This window comes from Streptomyces sp. NPDC059875 (assembly GCF_042731085.1).
Classification (GTDB): domain Bacteria; phylum Actinomycetota; class Actinomycetes; order Streptomycetales; family Streptomycetaceae; genus Streptomyces.
In genome coordinates this window covers 211,141-227,006 of record NZ_JBHWJZ010000008.1, presented here as the reverse complement: position 1 = coordinate 227,006, position 15,866 = coordinate 211,141, and the positions used below count along the sequence as shown (strand labels likewise).

17 protein-coding genes are annotated in these 15,866 nt (G+C 73.5%); 10 read left to right on the top strand and 7 right to left on the bottom strand.

Annotation, left to right across the window (positions count from 1 at the left end; translation table 11 throughout):
- Positions 1-99: 99 nt before the first annotated feature.
- Genes ACFV9D_RS13160 through ACFV9D_RS13150 form a run of 3 tightly spaced genes read left to right on the top strand, consistent with a single transcriptional unit; the run spans position 100 to position 2,235 of the window.
- Positions 100-579, top strand: coding sequence for a DUF2771 domain-containing protein (locus ACFV9D_RS13160; RefSeq protein WP_385144767.1), 480 nt, complete (start codon positions 100-102; stop codon positions 577-579).
- 7 nt (positions 580-586) lie between these two features.
- Complete coding sequence (locus ACFV9D_RS13155) at positions 587-1,390, top strand: futalosine hydrolase (RefSeq protein ID WP_385144765.1); 804 nt, start codon at positions 587-589, stop codon at positions 1,388-1,390.
- A complete protein-coding gene (locus ACFV9D_RS13150; protein ID WP_385144763.1) occupies positions 1,387-2,235 on the top strand; it encodes a 1,4-dihydroxy-6-naphthoate synthase in 849 nt (282 codons plus the stop codon). Before ACFV9D_RS13155 ends, ACFV9D_RS13150 begins: the two co-directional genes overlap by 4 nt.
- A 7-nt stretch (positions 2,236-2,242) precedes the next feature.
- Here the strand turns inward: ACFV9D_RS13150 and ACFV9D_RS13145 are convergent, their stop codons facing one another.
- Positions 2,243-2,626, bottom strand: coding sequence for a cold-shock protein (locus tag ACFV9D_RS13145; RefSeq protein ID WP_385144761.1), 384 nt, complete (start codon positions 2,624-2,626; stop codon positions 2,243-2,245).
- Positions 2,627-2,823: 197 nt separating this feature from the next.
- On the opposite strand from ACFV9D_RS13145, the gene ACFV9D_RS13140 reads away from it, so the two are divergent.
- Positions 2,824-3,093 carry a hypothetical protein gene (locus ACFV9D_RS13140; RefSeq protein WP_385144759.1) on the top strand — a complete coding sequence of 90 codons (270 nt, stop codon included), beginning with the start codon at positions 2,824-2,826 and terminating at the stop codon, positions 3,091-3,093.
- Here ACFV9D_RS13140 and ACFV9D_RS13135 read toward each other — a convergent pair.
- Entirely contained in the window at positions 3,090-3,719 is a 630-nt protein-coding gene (locus tag ACFV9D_RS13135) for an HAD family hydrolase (RefSeq protein ID WP_385144757.1), read from the bottom strand. The genes ACFV9D_RS13140 and ACFV9D_RS13135 overlap by 4 nt on opposite strands.
- Positions 3,720-3,803: 84 nt before the next feature.
- On the opposite strand from ACFV9D_RS13135, the gene ACFV9D_RS13130 reads away from it, so the two are divergent.
- From ACFV9D_RS13130 to ACFV9D_RS13120, 3 genes are read left to right on the top strand one after another with little or no spacing between them, the layout of a single operon-like run.
- Complete coding sequence (locus tag ACFV9D_RS13130) at positions 3,804-4,808, top strand: FecCD family ABC transporter permease (protein WP_385144755.1); 1,005 nt, start codon at positions 3,804-3,806, stop codon at positions 4,806-4,808.
- Positions 4,805-5,872, top strand: a complete 1,068-nt coding sequence (locus ACFV9D_RS13125) for a FecCD family ABC transporter permease (RefSeq protein ID WP_385144753.1) — start codon at positions 4,805-4,807, stop codon at positions 5,870-5,872. The genes ACFV9D_RS13130 and ACFV9D_RS13125 overlap by 4 nt, the downstream gene beginning before the upstream one ends.
- On the top strand, positions 5,869-6,681 hold the full coding sequence (locus ACFV9D_RS13120; RefSeq protein WP_385144751.1) for an ABC transporter ATP-binding protein: 813 nt from the start codon (positions 5,869-5,871) through the stop codon (positions 6,679-6,681). The genes ACFV9D_RS13125 and ACFV9D_RS13120 overlap by 4 nt, the downstream gene beginning before the upstream one ends.
- A gap of 513 nt (positions 6,682-7,194) precedes the next feature.
- On the opposite strand, the gene ACFV9D_RS13115 is transcribed toward ACFV9D_RS13120, so the two are convergent.
- Positions 7,195-8,166 (bottom strand): hypothetical protein, encoded by a 972-nt coding sequence (locus tag ACFV9D_RS13115; protein WP_385144749.1) that lies wholly within the window; start codon positions 8,164-8,166, stop codon positions 7,195-7,197.
- A 63-nt stretch (positions 8,167-8,229) separates the two neighbouring features.
- On the opposite strand from ACFV9D_RS13115, the gene ACFV9D_RS13110 reads away from it, so the two are divergent.
- Both ACFV9D_RS13110 and ACFV9D_RS13105 read left to right on the top strand, forming a co-directional pair.
- Complete coding sequence (locus ACFV9D_RS13110) at positions 8,230-10,968, top strand: helicase-associated domain-containing protein (RefSeq protein ID WP_385144747.1); 2,739 nt, start codon at positions 8,230-8,232, stop codon at positions 10,966-10,968.
- Between the two features lie 139 nt (positions 10,969-11,107).
- Positions 11,108-12,763, top strand: a complete 1,656-nt coding sequence (locus ACFV9D_RS13105) for a DNA repair helicase XPB (RefSeq protein WP_385144745.1) — start codon at positions 11,108-11,110, stop codon at positions 12,761-12,763.
- Here the strand turns inward: ACFV9D_RS13105 and ACFV9D_RS13100 are convergent.
- Entirely contained in the window at positions 12,760-13,932 is a 1,173-nt protein-coding gene (locus ACFV9D_RS13100; RefSeq protein WP_385144743.1) for a serine/threonine-protein kinase, read from the bottom strand. The two genes, ACFV9D_RS13105 and ACFV9D_RS13100, sit on opposite strands and share 4 nt — an antisense overlap.
- A 34-nt stretch (positions 13,933-13,966) precedes the next feature.
- On the bottom strand, positions 13,967-14,410 hold the full coding sequence (locus tag ACFV9D_RS13095; RefSeq protein WP_385144741.1) for a hypothetical protein: 444 nt from the start codon (positions 14,408-14,410) through the stop codon (positions 13,967-13,969).
- 108 nt (positions 14,411-14,518) lie between these two features.
- Here ACFV9D_RS13095 and ACFV9D_RS13090 point away from each other — a divergent pair, with 108 nt between their 5' ends.
- Positions 14,519-15,082, top strand: coding sequence for a DNA-binding protein (locus tag ACFV9D_RS13090; RefSeq protein ID WP_385144739.1), 564 nt, complete (start codon positions 14,519-14,521; stop codon positions 15,080-15,082).
- Positions 15,083-15,111: 29 nt separating this feature from the next.
- Here ACFV9D_RS13090 and ACFV9D_RS13085 read toward each other — a convergent pair whose 3' ends face one another.
- Positions 15,112-15,495: a hypothetical protein gene (locus tag ACFV9D_RS13085; RefSeq protein WP_385144737.1), complete on the bottom strand. Its 384-nt coding sequence runs from the start codon at positions 15,493-15,495 to the stop codon at positions 15,112-15,114.
- Between the two features lie 48 nt (positions 15,496-15,543).
- Positions 15,544-15,723, bottom strand: coding sequence for a hypothetical protein (locus ACFV9D_RS13080; RefSeq protein ID WP_385144735.1), 180 nt, complete (start codon positions 15,721-15,723; stop codon positions 15,544-15,546).
- Positions 15,724-15,866 lie beyond the last annotated feature (143 nt).

Below are 15,866 nucleotides of genomic sequence, written 5' to 3'. Positions count from 1 at the left end.
CGTCCCGCCCGGCCTGGTGGCGCCGCCACACCGGGGGGAAAACGCGGCGCGCCGCACCCCCGCGTGGCGGAGTTCGACACGCCCGATAGCCTTCGGGCCATGACCGTTGCGTTCTTCACCGGCTCGCGCCGCCGGGCCGCCGTCGCCCTCGGGGCCGTCTCCGCCGGGCTCCTCGTACTCTCCGCCTGCGACAAGCCGACTCCGCTCGCGACCCTGACGGTCGGGACCGACTCGGTGCACTCCGAGGCCGCCTGCTACAACGACGGCGACGCCATCAAGGAGTCGCAGATCCAGCAGTGCCTCAACAAGAAGGCCGAGAAGACCATCACGGTCTCCGCGGACGACAAGATCCGCTTCGGCGTCGACCCCGAGATCGCCGACAACGGCTGGACCATCTTCCTCGGTGGCCAGCAGGCCGAGCCGGAGCCGTACAAGAAGACGTACCGGACCATCCCGGCCAGCGCCTTCTTCGCCAGCCAGACCGGCGAGACCACCGACAAGACGCAGGTCACCATCGTGGAGACCGACGGCAAGAAGCTGACCGGCATCTGGCACTTCGAGCTGAAGAAGGACGCCTGATCCTCCGGTGGCCCTCCGGATCCTGATCGTGACGGCCGTGGCGGCGGAGGCGGACTCCGTCGCCCGGGGCATCACGTTCGGCGGAGGCGGCTCGGAACCGGTCTCGGAACCGGGCCCGGGACCGGGCCCGGACGCGTTCCCGCTCCCGGGCGGGTACGCCCTGCGCCGCCACGGTGCGCCCGGCGACACCTCGTCGTACGCGATCGCCGACGTCCTCGTCGGGGGCGTCGGCCCGGCGGCCGCCGCCGCCGCGACCTCGACGGCCTTGGCGTACGCGACCGTCCGCATGCCCGGCCACGACCGCCCGTACGACCTCGTCGTGTCCGCCGGGATCGCCGGCGGGTTCCAGCCCCTCGCGCCCCTCGGGTCCGTCGTCGTCTCCGACGCCATCGTCTCCGCCGACCTCGGGGCGCAGACCCCCGACGGCTATCTGACCGTCGAGGAGCTCGGCTTCGGGCGGTCCGCGCACGCCGTGGACGACACACTGACCAGGCGGATCTCCGACGCCCTCGCCGGGGGCGGGCAGCGGCACACCGTCGCACCCGTGCTGACCGTCTCCACCGTGACCGGCACCGCCGAGCGCGCCGCCGAGCTGGCTCGGCGTCACCCGGGCGCCGCCGCCGAGGCGATGGAGGGGTTCGGGGTGGCCGAGGCGGCCGCCGCGTACGGCGTGCCCGTGGTCGAGATCCGCGCCGTCTCCAACGCGGTCGGCCCGCGCGACCGGGGCGCCTGGCGGATCGGCCAGGCCATGGACGCGCTGCGGGACACCTTCCAGCTGCTCAGCCCCACCGTCTTCGCGGAGCCGACGTGAGAAAACTGCAGATCGCGTACTCGCCCTGCCCGAACGACACCTTCGTCTTCGACGCCTGGGCCCACGGCCGCGTCCCGGACGCGCCGCGCCTCGACGTGACGTTCGCCGACATCGACCTGACCAACGGCTGGGCGCAGAGCGGTACGACCGACTACGACGTCCTCAAGGTCTCGTACGCCGTGCTGCCCTGGGTCCTCGACGAGTACGCCCTGCTGCCCTGCGGCGGCGCGCTGGGCCGCGGCTGCGGCCCCCTGGTGCTGACCCGGGAGCCGGGTGTGGACCTCGCGGGGAAGACGGTCGCGGTGCCGAGCGAGCGCTCGACCGCATACCTGCTCTTCCGGCTGTGGGCGGCGGACGTCGTCCCCGGAGGCGTCGGGAACGTCGTCGTGATGCCGTTCCACGAGATCATGCCCGCCGTGCGCGACGGGAAGGTCGACGCGGGGCTCGTCATCCACGAGGCCCGGTTCACCTATCAGAACTACGGCCTGCACGCGCTGGCCGACATGGGCGCCCACTGGGAGGACACCACCGGCCTGCCGATCCCGCTGGGCGCGATCATCGCCCGGCGCTCGCTCGGCCCGGACGTGCTGCGGCGGCTCGCCGACGCGGCCCGTACGTCCGTACGGATGGCCTGGGACGACCCGGCCGTCTCGCGCCCGTACGTACTCGAGCACGCGCAGGAGATGGACCCGAAGGTGGCCGATCAGCACATCGGTCTCTACGTCAACGAGTTCACGGCCGACCTCGGCGAGGCCGGCTACGCGGCGGTCCGCGGGCTGCTCACGCGCGCCGCGGCCGAGGGGCTCGTACCGCCCCTCGGCCCGGACGCGCTGGCGTTCCCCTAGCGCGGGCTCACACGTCGAGCTGGTCCGCGACCGCCCGCAGCAGGCCCGCGATCTTCGCGCCCTGCACCTTGTCGGGGTAGCGGCCGCGCTCCAGCATCGGCGTGATGTTCTCCAGGAGCGTCGTCAGGTCCTGCACGATGGACGCCAGTTCGTCGGGCTTACGGCGCTGCGCCGCGGCGACGGACGGCGTCGGGTCGAGGACCGTCACGGACAGCGCCTGGTCCCCGCGCTGGCCCGCGACCACCCCGAACTCCACACGCTGCCCCGGCTTGAGGGCGTCGACTCCGGCAGGGAGCACCGACGAGTGGACGAACACGTCACCGCCGTCGTCCCGGGAGAGAAAGCCGAAGCCCTTCTCACTGTTGAACCATTTGACCTTGCCGGTAGGCACGTCTGTCCTCGTCCTCGTACTCGATGGAATGCGCCGGGATTCCGGCTCTGGATGGCAATACAGCGGGCGCCCGACCCTCCCCCAAGCTCTCGACCCGCTCGAGCAGGGGGACCCCCAGGCGCCAAGGCTAATGGGCTTCGGGCTGGTGACAAGACGTCGCCGGTTTGTTCCTCCGGCCTGGGAACTACCCTGGCCGAATGCGTAGTGAAACCCCTTCGGCCCGGTCGGACGACTCCGCTCCGGGTGACGGTCTCGTCCGGGCCGGTGCGATTGTCTTCATCATCGGCGCGGTGGCCACGCTGGTCACGGTCGCCCCGCTGTTCCTGGGCACCGATCCCTTCCCGCCGATCGCGTACGCGGTGTGCATGCTGATGGGCGTCGGGTTCCTGGTCGCGGGCGCCGGCGTACTGCGCTCCATCGCGGCGCAGCGCCGCCAGGCGAGGGCGGCGACGGCCGGGGGCAACTAGCCCCGGTACGCCTCCCACCAGGCACGGAACTCCGTCAGGTCGGGCAGGACGACGTCCGCGCCGGCCGCCCGCAGCTCCGCCTCGTCGCACGGTCCGGTCGCCACGGCCACCGACAGGGCGCCCGCGGTCGCGGCGCCGCGCACATCGCCGGTGTGGTCGCCGACGTACACCCCCGCGCCGTACTCGCGCAGGGCCTCCGCCTTGCCCTCGGCCCACAGTCCGCCGATCACGGCGTCGGGGTCGATGCCGAGGTGGGAGAGGTGCAGCTTGGCATGCGGCTCGTTCTTCGCGGTGACGACGATCGCCCGGCCGCCCGCCTCGCGAACGGCTTGAATCGCATCCCTGGCGCCGGGCAGCGCGAGCGAGGGCTCGATCGCGTACGTCGGGTAGAGCGCGCGGTACTGGGCGACCCGCTCCTCGATCTCCGCCTCCGGGAACCAGTGCGCGAGCTCGTGCTCCAGCGGCGGCCCGAGCCGGGAGACGGCCAGATCCGCGTCGATCGGGACGCCGACCCGGGCGGAGAAGGCCTCGTACGTGGCCTTGATGCCGGGGCGGGAGTCGATCAGCGTCATGTCGAGGTCGAAGCCGACGGTCAGCGGGAGTCGCGGGAGAGTCATGGGTGACATTGTGCCCGGGTGTTCGAATCAGGCCGCTGCTTAGACTGAGCCAAGCCTTACCGAACCAGCCGCCGTACCTTCCGATGGGCCTCGATGACAGCCGCTTTCCGTTCCAGACGCGTCCTCGCCACCGTCGTCGCCGTCATCGCCCTTCTCCTCGCGATCCTGCTGAGCCTCGCCGTGGGCGCACGGGCCATCGCCCCGTCCACGGTCCTCGACGCGCTGCTGCACGGCGGGACGAGCGACGACGCCCAGGTCGTACGGGAGATGCGGCTGCCCAGGACCCTGATCGGGCTGATGGTCGGCGCCGCGCTGGCGCTTGCCGGTACGGCCCTGCAGGGCATCACCCGGAACCCGATCGCCGACCCCGGCATCCTCGGCATCAGCCAGGGCGCCTCGGTGGGCGTGGTCTTCGCGATCGCCTTCGCCGGGGTGCACACGCTGACGGGGTACGTGTGGTTCGCCTTCGCGGGCGCGGCCCTCGCCTCCGTCGCGGTGTACGCGATCGCCTCCAGCGGGCGCGGCGGGGCGACGCCGGTGAAGCTCGCGCTCGGCGGCGCCGCGATCAACGCGCTGCTGCTCTCGGTGACGACCGGGATCCTCACGACCAGGGCGTCGGCGCTCGACGAGTTCCGGTTCTGGCAGATCGGCTCGCTGGACGGCCGGGACGCGGAGGTCGTGGGCCAGATCTGGCCCTTCCTGCTGATCGGCGCGGTCCTCGTGGTGTCCGTGGCCCGTGGCCTGGACGCGCTGGCGCTGGGCGAGGACGTGGCGAAGGGGCTCGGCCAGCGGGTCGCGACGGTACGGATCGTGGGCGGCGTCGGGGCCACCGTGCTGACGGGCGCGGGGGTGGCGGCGGCCGGTCCGATCGCGTTCGTCGGCCTCGCGGTCCCGCACATCGCCCGCGCGATCGTGGGCAGCGACCACCGCTGGGTGCTGCCGATGGCGGCGCTCGTGGGCCCCGTGATGCTGCTCGTCTCGGATGTGATCGGCCGGATCCTCTTCCCGCCGGGCGAGGTCCCGGCGGGGGTGATGACGGCGCTCATCGGGGTGCCGTTCCTCGTGACGCTGGTGCGCCGGAAGGCGGTGCCGGCATGACGACGACGTCTGCGGCGACTGCTGTACGGCCCGCTGGGTACGGGGTCGTACGCGCCGGGAGCGGATCGTTCCTGCTGCACCGGCGCTCGGCTCTGGTGGCCGTGGGCCTGGTGCTGCTGCTGGCGGCTGTTTCGATCGCGTACCTCTGCGTCGGCGAGAAGTTCGTCGAACCGTCCGAGGTGCTGAAGGTGGTCTTCGGGCAGGACTCGCGGTCCGCGTTCGTGGTCGAGGAGCTGCGGATGCCGCGGCTCGCGGTCGGGCTGATGGTCGGCGCGGCGTTCGGGATCGCGGGCGCCCTCATCCAGACCGTCGCCCGCAACCCGCTCGCCAGCCCCGACATCATCGGCATCAGCCAGGGCGCGGGGGCGCTGACGGTCGGCGCGATGACCTTCGGCCTCACCTCGTACACCGTCCTGCCCTACCTCTCGATCGTCGGCGGCATCGCGGCCGCCGCGCTCGTGTACGTCTTCGCCTGGCGCGGCGGGCTGCACGCGACGCGGTTCGTGCTCATCGGCATCGGCTTCGCGATCGCGCTGCGCTCGCTGATCACCCTGTTCATGACCAAGGGCGACTACCTGGTCGCCCAGCAGGCCCAGATCTGGATGACCGGCTCGCTCAACGGGCGCGGCTGGGACGAGGCCGCGCCGATCCGCTGGACGCTGCTCGTGCTGCTGCCGGCGATCCTGTGGGCGGCGCGCGCGCAGCGGACCGTGTCGTTGGACGACGACACGGCGACGGCGCTGGGCGTCTCGCTCGGGCGGGTCCGGCTGGGGCTCGTCTTCGTGGGCGTCGTCCTCGCGTCGGTGGCGACGGGGGTGGCCGGTCCGGTGGACTTCGTGGCGCTGCTGGCGCCGCAGATCGCCCGGCGGATGACACGTACGGCACAGATCCCGCTGCTGTGCTCGGCCCTGATGGGGGCGTTCATCGTGGTCCTCGCCGACCTGCTGGGCAGGCGGCTGTTCTCGCCGACCGAGCTGCCGGTGGGTGTCCTGACGGCGGCGGTCGGCGCCCCGTATCTGATCTGGCTCATCGTCCGGAGCCGAAGCGTGGGAGGAAAGTCGTGAGTCGGCTGACCGCGCGCGAGCTGACGCTCGCGTACGAGGACCGTACGGTCGTGCAGGACCTGGACCTTGCCGTTCCGGACGGCAAGGTGACCGTGATCGTCGGCCCGAACGCGTGCGGGAAGTCGACGACGCTGCGGGCGCTCGGGCGGCTGCTCAAGCCGGCGGGCGGGGCGGTGCTGCTCGACGGGGAGTCGCTGGCGAAGCTGCCGACGAAGCGGATAGCGCAGTCGATCGGCCTGCTGCCGCAGACGCCCGTCGCCCCCGAGGCGATCACCGTCGCGGATCTGGTGTCGCGGGGGCGGCAGCCGCACCAGGCGTGGTGGAAGCAGTGGTCCGAGGCGGACGAGCGGGCGGTCGTGGAGGCCATGGAGCGCACGGACGTCGCCGCGCTGGCCGACCGGTCGGTGGACGAGCTGTCGGGCGGTCAGCGGCAGCGGGTCTGGATCGCGATGGCGCTCGCGCAGGAGACGGATCTGCTGCTGCTCGACGAACCGACGACATATCTGGACATCGCCCACCAGGTGGAGGTCCTCGACCTGGTGCGCCGCCTGAATGTGGCGCGGGGCCGGACGGTCGTCGTGGTCCTCCACGACCTGAACCAGGCGGCGCGGTACGCGGACCATCTGGTCGCGATGAAGGCGGGCGTTGTCGTGGCGGAGGGCCACCCGTCGGAGGTCGTGACGGCGGACCTGGTCCGCGACGTCTTCGGCCTGGACTCGGTGGTGGTCCCGGACCCGGTGACGGGCTCCCCGCTGGTGATCCCGGGCGCGCCGTGGCACGCGGCGGCGGTAACCGAAGCGAGGCCGTAAGCCCCGGGCCCCTCCCGCCCCGTTGTGGGCAATCGTCCCGCTACCCCACCCCCGTGTGCCCCCACCCGCGTGGCCAGCCGCCCGGCTACCCCACCCCCGCGTGGCCAGCCGCCCCGCTACCCCACCCACCCCCGCGTGGCCAGCCGTCCAGCTGCCCCACCCACCCCCGTGTGGCCAGCCGTCCCGCTGCCCCACCCACCCCCGTGTGGGCAATCGTCCCGCTGGGCGGGACGGGTGGGCACACGGGACGGCGCCCTTGCGGGCGCGTTCCGCTCATGGGCCCCCGCACCCCGGGGGCGTTCACCTGTGCGGGGTCCTGGGGGAGCCGGGCCCAGGGGGCAGAGGCGCCTGCAAGGGCGCCGTCCGTTGTGCCCACCCTCCCCCAGACTTCGTCCGGGGGGACCCCCAGCCCCAGCGGAACGTATGCCCACAACGGGAGGGGTGGGGGTGGAGGGGGCGGAGGCCCATCGGCGGGGCGGAGGCCCATCGGCCCGGGCTGGGGCCGCGAGGGGCCTAGTGGCGGCGGGCTCGCCAGAGGAGGAAGAGGGCCGACGCCGACGCCGCGGCCTTCAGGGTCCACGGCCAGGTCTCCGAGATCGCCGCGCCCATCGCCTCGCCGCCCGCCGCGACGGGGGCGCCCCAGCGGCCCTCGATGCGGCCCCAGAGCCAGACCGCGCCTCCCGTGGCCGCCAGGACCGGGAGGATGATGACCGCCCACTGCGACTCCGTGCGGGAGAGGCGACGGGACGCGTAGGCGAGCAACCAGCCCAGGGCCAGGGGGATGAGGGAGCCGAAGACGACCCCGCCGATCAGGAGCAGCGCCGCCAGCAGCAGGAAGGGGCTGCCCAGGCGGAAGCGGCGCCGTGCCGGTTCCGCCGGTTCCGCCTCTTCCGTCCCTTCCACCTGTTCCACCGGCTCCGCAACCGGCCGGCGCAGCACGCGTCGCCACCCACGGCGCGGCGCCGGCGGTCCCGACTCCTCGCCGGGCTCCTCCGTTCCCTCCTCCTCCGGCGGCTTCAGCAGCTCCGGGATCTCCACCCCGCCCCTGAACCCCGGCACCAGGTCGTCCCCCGGCCGCGGTTCCGGCGCGCCGTCGAGACTCCACCAGTCCGGTTCCGTGTCGGCCGCCCCGACCTCGTCCGTGCCCGCGAGGTGGGGAGGAGTCGGTCCCGGTTCCGGTCCCGGTTCCGGTTCCGTACGCGGGCTCGGTACGGCGCTCTCCTTCGCAAGCCGCCCCCGCCGCTCCGGTGCCCCCGGCGTCCCCGCCGCCCGGTCCACCACCTCGTCCGGGCTCCCCAACTGCTCGAGGATGCCGCGGATCGCGCTCGGACTCTCCTGGCCGTACGTGGCGCGCCGACGGTCGATCTCGCCCCGCAGCGACGACACGAGTCGCATCCGCATGCTCGACGGAAGGTGCCTTTGCTGTGCCAGATCGCCGACCCGGCTCAGATAGTCGAAGACCAACTGGTCGCTCTCGATCCCCACAGTGCCCCTCCACAGCCGGTACGCCCCGACGTTAGCGCCCGCGCAGGGGCTAACGTGGGGCGGATGGGGATCGGTGAGCTCGATCGGGAGGCGCACGTGCCCGGAGGAACTGGCGCCGCCGCTGCGCCGCGCACGCTCGCGGAGGCGCTGCGCGCGCGAGGCGACGAGGGGCTTGCCGCCCTGCTGCGGGCGCGCCCGGATCTGCTCTCGCCCGTACCGAACGATCTGACCCAGCTCGCCACCCGGGCCGGCACCCGCGGCTCCGTCGTCCGCGCGCTCGAGCGGCTCGACCGCTTCACGCTCCAGACCGCCGAGGCGCTGGCGGTGGCGCCGGACCCCGCCCCGTATCCCGTACTCCTCGCCCTGCTCACCGGCGACGACGGCGACGCGGCCATCGAGGCGGCGCTGCCGCGCGCGGTGGAGGTGCTGCGCGAACAGGCGCTGGTGTGGGGCGACGAGGACCGGCTGCGGCTCGTGCGGACCGCCCGTGAGCTGCTCGCGCCCTCGCCGCAGCACCCGTCCCCGACCGGTCTCGGACCGACGGTCTCCGAGGCCACGGCGGGGATGTCGCCGGGCCGGATCCAGGAGATCATCGCGACGGCCGGGCTGCCCGCGACGCACGACCCGGTCTCGGCGGTGGCGGCGCTGACGGAGCTGTTCACCGACCGGGACCGGATGGGGGCGCTGCTCGACACGGCGCCGCCGGAGGCGCTGGCCGTGCTCGACCGGCTGGTGTGGGGCCCGCCGTACGGAGAGGTGACGGCGAACCCCGCCCCGCCGGTGCGCTGGCTGCGCGACCGCGGCCTGCTGCTGCCGGCCTCGCCCCGTACGGTCGTCCTGCCCCGGGAGGCGGCGCTGCATCTGCGCGGCGGCCGGGCCCACCGGTCGCCCGAGCCGCACGCGCCCGCACTGGCCGTCCTGCGCGAATACCGTCCCCAGGTTGTGGACAGCGCGGCGGCCGGCCAGGCGTACACGGCGCTCGCGACGGTCGAGGAGCTGCTGAAGGCCTGGAACCAGGGCGGTCCCGCCGTCCTGCGCTCGGGCGGTCTGTCGGTACGGGACCTCAAGCGGACGGCCGTCGCGCTGGACGTCGCGGAGCCGGTCGCGGCGTTCTGGGTGGAGCTCTGTTACGCGGCGGGGCTGCTCGCCTCGGACGGCGAGGCGGACGAGCGGTACGCGCCGACGCCCGCGTACGACGACTGGCTGGACCTGCCGGCGGCCGAACGCTGGGCCCGGCTCGTCACGGCCTGGCTGGTGGGGACGCGTACCGCCGGCCTGGTCGGCGGCCAGGACGCGAAGGGCCGTGCGCTGTCGGCGCTGGGCCCGGACCTCGACCGGGGCGCGGCGCCGGAGGTGCGGCGGCGGGTCCTCACCTTGCAGGCCACGCTGCCGCCGGGCTCGGCGGCGGACCCGGAGGCGCTGCTGGCGCGACTGCGGTGGGAGCGACCGCTGCGGGGCGCGGCGGCCAGGCCTGCGGGGCCGGGCGCGGGACCGGCGGCCGGCGGGGGCTCCCAGGCAGCGGGTTCGGCACTCGGCGCGAGCACGGGCACGGGCACAGGCACAGGCGCGGGCCCGGTATCAGGGCATCTCACGGGCGGCGGCGCGGGCGCGGTGTCAGGGCACCTCGCCGGCGCGGGCACCGCCACCGCGTACGGCACCACCACCGCGTACAGCACCGCCCCCACCTCCACCGACCTCCGCTCCCGGATCGCCCTGTGGACGCTCTCCGAGGCCGAGCTGCTCGGGATCACCGGCCGCGGGGCCCTCGCCTCGCCCGCCCGTGCGCTGCTCAACCTGCCCCTCGCCGAGGCCGTGACCGAGCCGGTGGCCGTCCACGGCGTCGAGCTGTCCGTCGCCGCCTCCCGCGCCGCGACCCTGCTCGCCCCGCTCCTCCCCGAGGCCGTCGACCACGTGCTGCTCCAGGCCGACCTCACCGCGGTCGCGCCCGGGCCGCTCCAGCGGCCGCTCGCCGACATGCTCTCCGTGCTCGCGGACGTGGAGTCGAAGGGTGGGGCGACCGTCTACCGCTTCACACCCGGCTCCGTGCGCCGCGCGCTCGACGCCGGACGCAGCGCCTCCGACCTGCACGACTTCCTGACGGCGCACTCCCGTACGCCGGTTCCGCAGCCGCTCTCGTACCTCATCGACGACGTGGCGCGGAAACACGGCCATCTGCGGATCGGCGCCGCCTCCGCCTACGTCCGCTGCGACGACGACGCGCTCCTCGGCGAGATCCTGGCCGACAAGCGGTCCGCGTCGCTGCGGCTGCGCCGCCTTGCGCCGACCGTGCTCGCCGCCCAGACGGACCCGGCGGGGCTGCTCGAGGGGCTGCGGTCGATGGGGTACGCCCCGGCCGCCGAGTCCGCGGCGGGCGACGTCCTGATCACCCGCGCCGACGCCTACCGCACCGGCGCCCGCACCGCGCCCGTTCCCGTCCCCGACGGCCCGCCCGCCCCGGACACGACCCTGCTCGGCGCGGCGGTCCGCGCGATCCGGGCCGGGGACCTCGCCTCGACGGCCGTCCGCAAGGAGCGCCCCGAGGGCACGACGCCCGCCCCCGGAGAACTCCCCCGCACCTCCGCCGCCGAGACCCTGGCCACGGTCCAGGCGGCCGCGATGACCGGCTCGGCCGTCTGGATCGGCTACGTGAACGCGGAGGGCGCGGCCAGCCAGCGGGTCATCGCCCCGGTCCGGGTCGAGGGCGGCTTCGTGACGGGCTACGACCACACGGCGGACGAGGTCCGCACGTACCCCCTGCACCGCATCACGGGCGTCGCGGAACTGGCGGACGACCAGGTCTGACCGCGTCGTCGGGCGAGATCGACCGGGCCCGTGGTGGGCGCATGGTGGGCCTGTGGTGGCCCCATCGTGGGCAGGCCCGTGTCCACCGGGCCGCGGTCAGGCACACTGGATGGTTGCCGCTCCCTGAAAGGTTGACCGCGTGAACGGACCACTCATCGTCCAGAGCGACAAGACGCTGCTCCTGGAGGTCGATCACGAGCAGGCCGACGCCTGCCGGCGAGCCATCGCGCCCTTCGCGGAACTGGAGCGGGCGCCCGAGCACATCCACACGTACCGGGTGACCCCGCTCGGCCTGTGGAACGCCCGCGCCGCCGGGCACGACGCCGAGCAGGTCGTCGACGCGCTCGTCGAGTTCTCGCGCTACCCCGTGCCGCACGCGCTGCTCGTGGACGTCGCCGAGACCATGGCCCGCTACGGCCGGCTCACCCTCTCCAAGCACCCGACCCACGGCCTCGTCCTCACCACCACCGACCGGCCCGTCCTGGAGGAGATCCTCCGCTCGAAGAAGGTGCAGCCGCTGGTCGGGGCCCGGATCGACCCGGACACCGTCGCCGTGCACCCCTCCGAGCGCGGACAGATCAAGCAGACGCTCCTGAAGCTGGGCTGGCCGGCCGAAGACCTCGCCGGTTACGTGGACGGCGAGGCGCACCGGATCGACCTCGCCGAGGACGGCTGGGCGCTCCGCCCGTACCAGAAGCAGGCCGTCGAGGGCTTCTGGCACGGCGGCTCCGGGGTCGTCGTGCTGCCCTGCGGCGCGGGCAAGACGCTGGTCGGGGCCGGTGCGATGGCGCAGGCGAAGGCCACCACCCTGATCCTCGTCACGAACACCGTCTCGGCCCGGCAGTGGAAGCACGAGCTGGTGAAGCGGACCTCGCTGACCGAGGACGAGATCGGCGAGTACTCCGGTACGAAGAAGGAGATCCGGCCGGTCACCATCGCCACGTACCAGGTCCTGACGACCAAGCGGAAGGGCATCTATCCGCACCTGGAGCTCTTCGACTCCCGCGACTGGGGCCTGATCGTCTACGACGAGGTGCATCTGCTGCCCGCGCCGGTCTTCAAGTTCACCGCCGACCTGCAGGCCCGGCGGCGGCTCGGGCTCACGGCGACCCTCGTCCGGGAGGACGGGCGCGAGTCGGACGTGTTCTCGCTGATCGGCCCCAAGCGCTTCGACGCGCCGTGGAAGGAGATCGAGGCGCAGGGGTACATCGCGCCCGCCGACTGCGTCGAGGTCCGGGTCAATCTGACGGACTCGGAGCGCCTCGCGTACGCGACGGCGGAGCCGGAGGAGAAGTACCGCTTCTGCGCCACGACGGCGACGAAGCGGAAGGTGACGGAGGCCCTGGTGAAGAAGTTCGCCGGGCAGCAGATCCTCGTCATCGGCCAGTACATCGACCAGTTGGACGAGCTCGGCGAGCATCTGAACGCGCCGGTCATCAAGGGCGAGACGTCGAACGCGCAGCGCGAGAAGCTCTTCGACGCGTTCCGCGAGGGCGAGATCAGCGTGCTGGTCGTCTCGAAGGTCGCGAACTTCTCGATCGACCTGCCCGAGGCGACGGTCGCGATCCAGGTCTCGGGCACGTTCGGCTCGCGCCAGGAGGAGGCACAGCGCCTCGGACGGGTGCTGCGGCCGAAGGCCGACGGCCACCAGGCGCACTTCTACTCGGTGGTCGCGCGGGACACGATCGACCAGGACTTCGCGGCGCACCGCCAACGGTTCCTGGCCGAGCAGGGGTACGCGTACCGGATCGTCGACGCGGACGAGCTGATGGCGGGCGAGGAGCCGGTCGGCTAGCCGCTGCTGGGGGTCCACTCGTAGCGTCGGGTGCCGGGGACGTGCGCGCAGAGGAGCGCGTAACCCTCCGGGCTGAACTCGAGGTCGAGCTCCTCGTCGGAGGTGCACTCGGTGTAGGCTGTGGGGCCCTCGGGGTCCGCCGGGCCGATGACGGTGTCGGCCGGTACGGTCCGGGGCGGCGGGCTGCCCTTCTCGGTTTCGGCGGCCGTCAGCGCGACGGTCGCCGCCACGGCGATCACCGCGGCACCGGCCACGGCAGCCGCCACCACCCACACACCCGCGGCGCGTCGCCGTCCCGGCACGACCGGCGGGGCGGCCGGGAGGGCCGGGGCCGGCGGGGCGTCGCCGAACTGGTCCCGGGCCGGGGCCGGCGGGGCGTCGCCGAACTGGTCCGGAACGACGAAGGGCTCGTCCGCCCAGATCACCGGCCACCGCTCGGGACCGAGGGCCTGCCGCGCCCGGGCAATCTCATCGCGGGCCGCCGCGGCCGACGGACGGTCCTCCGAGCGGTCGGCGAGCATCGCCGCGGCCAGGGCGGGCGGGCCGCCGCCCAGGGAGCGCAGGACCAGTCCGGCCGCGTAGACGTCCTGGGCCGGTGTACTGACCGCCCCGGCGCGGATCTCCGGTGCGAGGTAGTCCGGGGTGCCCGGCACGTACGCGGGCGAGGTGAGCTGGAGGTGCGGGAGGACGCGGGCCACGCCGAAGTCGGCGAGGAAGGTGTGCGGGCGGCCCTCGCCGGTCGCCGCGAGCAGCACGTTCGAGGGCTTCACATCACGGTGCACGAACCCGGCGGCGTGCACCGCCGCCAGCGCGTCGAGGAGCTGCTCGGCGATCAACAGGGCGACCGACGGGGGCAGTTCGCCGTAGTCGGCGAGCAGTCCGGCGAGGGTGCCGCCGCGCACGAGCGGCAGTACCAGCCAGGCCTCGGTGTCCCGGACGAACCAGTCCAGCGGTGCGAGGACGTGCGGGTGCCCGATACGTACGGACTGCTCGCAGACCAGCCTGAGCAGCGACTCGACGTCCGCGTTCCCGCACGTCCCCCCTGGCACCTTCACGGCGACGTCACCGCCGCCGTGCGTGTCGACCGCCCGCCAGACCGTGCCCTGCGCCCCGCGCGCGACCGGCGCGACGAGGCGGTACCGGTCGGCGAGCATCCCCCCTGCCTCCATGCAGGGAAGGGTATCCCCGGGGCAGGGCGGGTGCTCAGGAGCCGGCGAGGGTGAGGATGACCAGGTCCCCACTGGTGGTGATCTGTACAGCGTTCGCGCCCGAGGTTGCGGTGAAGGTGCCGGCGATGTCCACGACCGTGTAGTCGGCGCCCTCCAGGGCCTTGCGGTACTGGTCCAGGACCGCCTTGGAGTCTTCGGTGCGGTACGTGAGGACGTAGGCGCCGGTGTTGCCCGTGACCGACGTCAACTCCCCTTCCGGAAGGGGAAGTCCTGCGGGCAGGTCCTTGGGGGCCTCCACCGCGCCGGACGCGTCCGACGGCTCGGCGGAGTCCGAGGGCTCGGCGGCCGCGGTGGAGGGCTTGGACGAGGCGCTCGAGCCACCCTTGGCGTCGGAGCCGACCTCCTGAGAGCAGGCGGTGAGCGTCAGGCCGGCGGCCACGACGACGGCGAGCAGCGAAGAGGTGTGCTTCCAGGGCATGGTGATGACCAATCAGCTAGTGAGGTGCCGGCGGATGCCTTCCACCCGGAGATTGACACATGAAAACTTCCTTTGACAAGTGTCAATCGATCGCCCTAGCGTGAGGACATGGACCAGACCACGACGGCACGCAATCTGGAACTTCAGCGTCAGTGGTACGGAGCCCCCCTGGGGGAGCTCTGCCGGGAGCTGTGCACCCTGTTCGGAGTGACCCAGTCGGGTCTCGCGGAGACCCTGGGGGTCTCTCCGGCCATGCTCAGTCTCGTCATGCGCGGACAGCGCGCGCGGATCGCCAACCCCGACGCCGCGGCGCGGCTCTCCGCGCTGCTGCACCTGGCCCGCGACATCCGCACGGGTGAGGTGCCGGCCTCGGCGGTACCTGCCAGGCTCGCCGAGGTGCGCGCCAGCCGGACCCCCGGCCAGGACTCGCTCGGTTCCGCCGTCACCGGCGACGCGGCCCTCGCGGCCGAGTCCGCGGCGGACGCCGATCTCCGGTTCGTACGGCGGTTGCGCGATCTGCTCACGTCGACGGCGGGGGCGGTCGACCTCCTGGACGCGGCCGCCCTGGTCGAGGCCCGACACCCGGGCCTGGCCGAGATCCTGCGCACCTGCGGGGCGGGCCGCACGGACGAGGCGGTCGCCCTGGTGCGCCGGCTGACCCCGCCCGCCTAGGACAGAGGGCGGCGAGACGAGAACGGCGGTCAGTCCATCATCGCGATCACCGGGGCGATCACGGCCAGCGTGTACTGGAGGGCCACCGCGCACGTGCGCACGCGGTACGCGAGGGCCGCGCGCGGCGTCACGGCGGCGGTGAGGCCGGCCAGAGCGCCCAGTCCCAGCGCCCAGAAGGCCGCGGCTACGGCGCCGCCGCTCTTGCCGTCGCCGCCGATGGCGTCGTCGAGCGCGACGATCCCGGTGAGGACGAGGGAGACGAAGAGCGCCAGGAGGCCGCCGAAGGCGAGGATCCGCAGCGCGCGGACGGACGGGGCCGTCGGGTCGGGCGTCGTCGTCGGAGCTGCCGTCGCCTGCGACGCCGTGGTCGTGGAGGGTGCCGCCGTTGCCTGGGATGCCGGGGTCGTCGTCATGCCCCGATCACATCATCGGGGGTCGGGGCCGGGCATGGGCGGTCGTACTCAGTCCGGGCCCCCCACGTACTCGGGTCGAGGGTTTTTGACCCCCGCCTCTTCGGCGTACTCGCCGAGGAGGACGACGCTCACGGCGGCGCCGCCGTAGGCGCGTATCGCGCGGAGCGCGAGGGCGAGGCGGTGCGAGCGGGGGATCGTACGGTCCGGGGTGAAGGTCGCTGTGGTCATGCCTCCATGATGGAATTCGGACATTCCGAACACATCAGGCTGGGGGTGGAAACCTTCGTCCCCCTCAGGACGGACCCACCCCTACGGGTCCGACCAGAGCCGTCCGGCACGCAAAACCATTCGCCTCATCCGCACCCCCGAAG

Excerpts from the sequence above, each read along its gene's own strand:
- ACFV9D_RS13160 (WP_385144767.1), top strand. The coding sequence starts at position 100 with ATGACCGTTGCGTTCTTCACCGGCTCGCGCCGCCGGGCCGCCGTCGCC.
- ACFV9D_RS13140 (WP_385144759.1), top strand. The coding sequence starts at position 2,824 with ATGCGTAGTGAAACCCCTTCGGCCCGGTCGGACGACTCCGCTCCGGGT.
- ACFV9D_RS13135 (WP_385144757.1), bottom strand. The coding sequence starts at position 3,719 with ATGTCACCCATGACTCTCCCGCGACTCCCGCTGACCGTCGGCTTCGAC.
- ACFV9D_RS13130 (WP_385144755.1), top strand. The coding sequence starts at position 3,804 with ATGACAGCCGCTTTCCGTTCCAGACGCGTCCTCGCCACCGTCGTCGCC.
- ACFV9D_RS13125 (WP_385144753.1), top strand. The coding sequence starts at position 4,805 with ATGACGACGACGTCTGCGGCGACTGCTGTACGGCCCGCTGGGTACGGG.
- ACFV9D_RS13110 (WP_385144747.1), top strand. The coding sequence starts at position 8,230 with ATGGGGATCGGTGAGCTCGATCGGGAGGCGCACGTGCCCGGAGGAACT.
- ACFV9D_RS13100 (WP_385144743.1), bottom strand. The coding sequence starts at position 13,932 with ATGGAGGCAGGGGGGATGCTCGCCGACCGGTACCGCCTCGTCGCGCCG.
- ACFV9D_RS13095 (WP_385144741.1), bottom strand. The coding sequence starts at position 14,410 with ATGCCCTGGAAGCACACCTCTTCGCTGCTCGCCGTCGTCGTGGCCGCC.
- ACFV9D_RS13090 (WP_385144739.1), top strand. The coding sequence starts at position 14,519 with ATGGACCAGACCACGACGGCACGCAATCTGGAACTTCAGCGTCAGTGG.
- ACFV9D_RS13085 (WP_385144737.1), bottom strand. The coding sequence starts at position 15,495 with ATGACGACGACCCCGGCATCCCAGGCAACGGCGGCACCCTCCACGACC.
- ACFV9D_RS13080 (WP_385144735.1), bottom strand. The coding sequence starts at position 15,723 with ATGACCACAGCGACCTTCACCCCGGACCGTACGATCCCCCGCTCGCAC.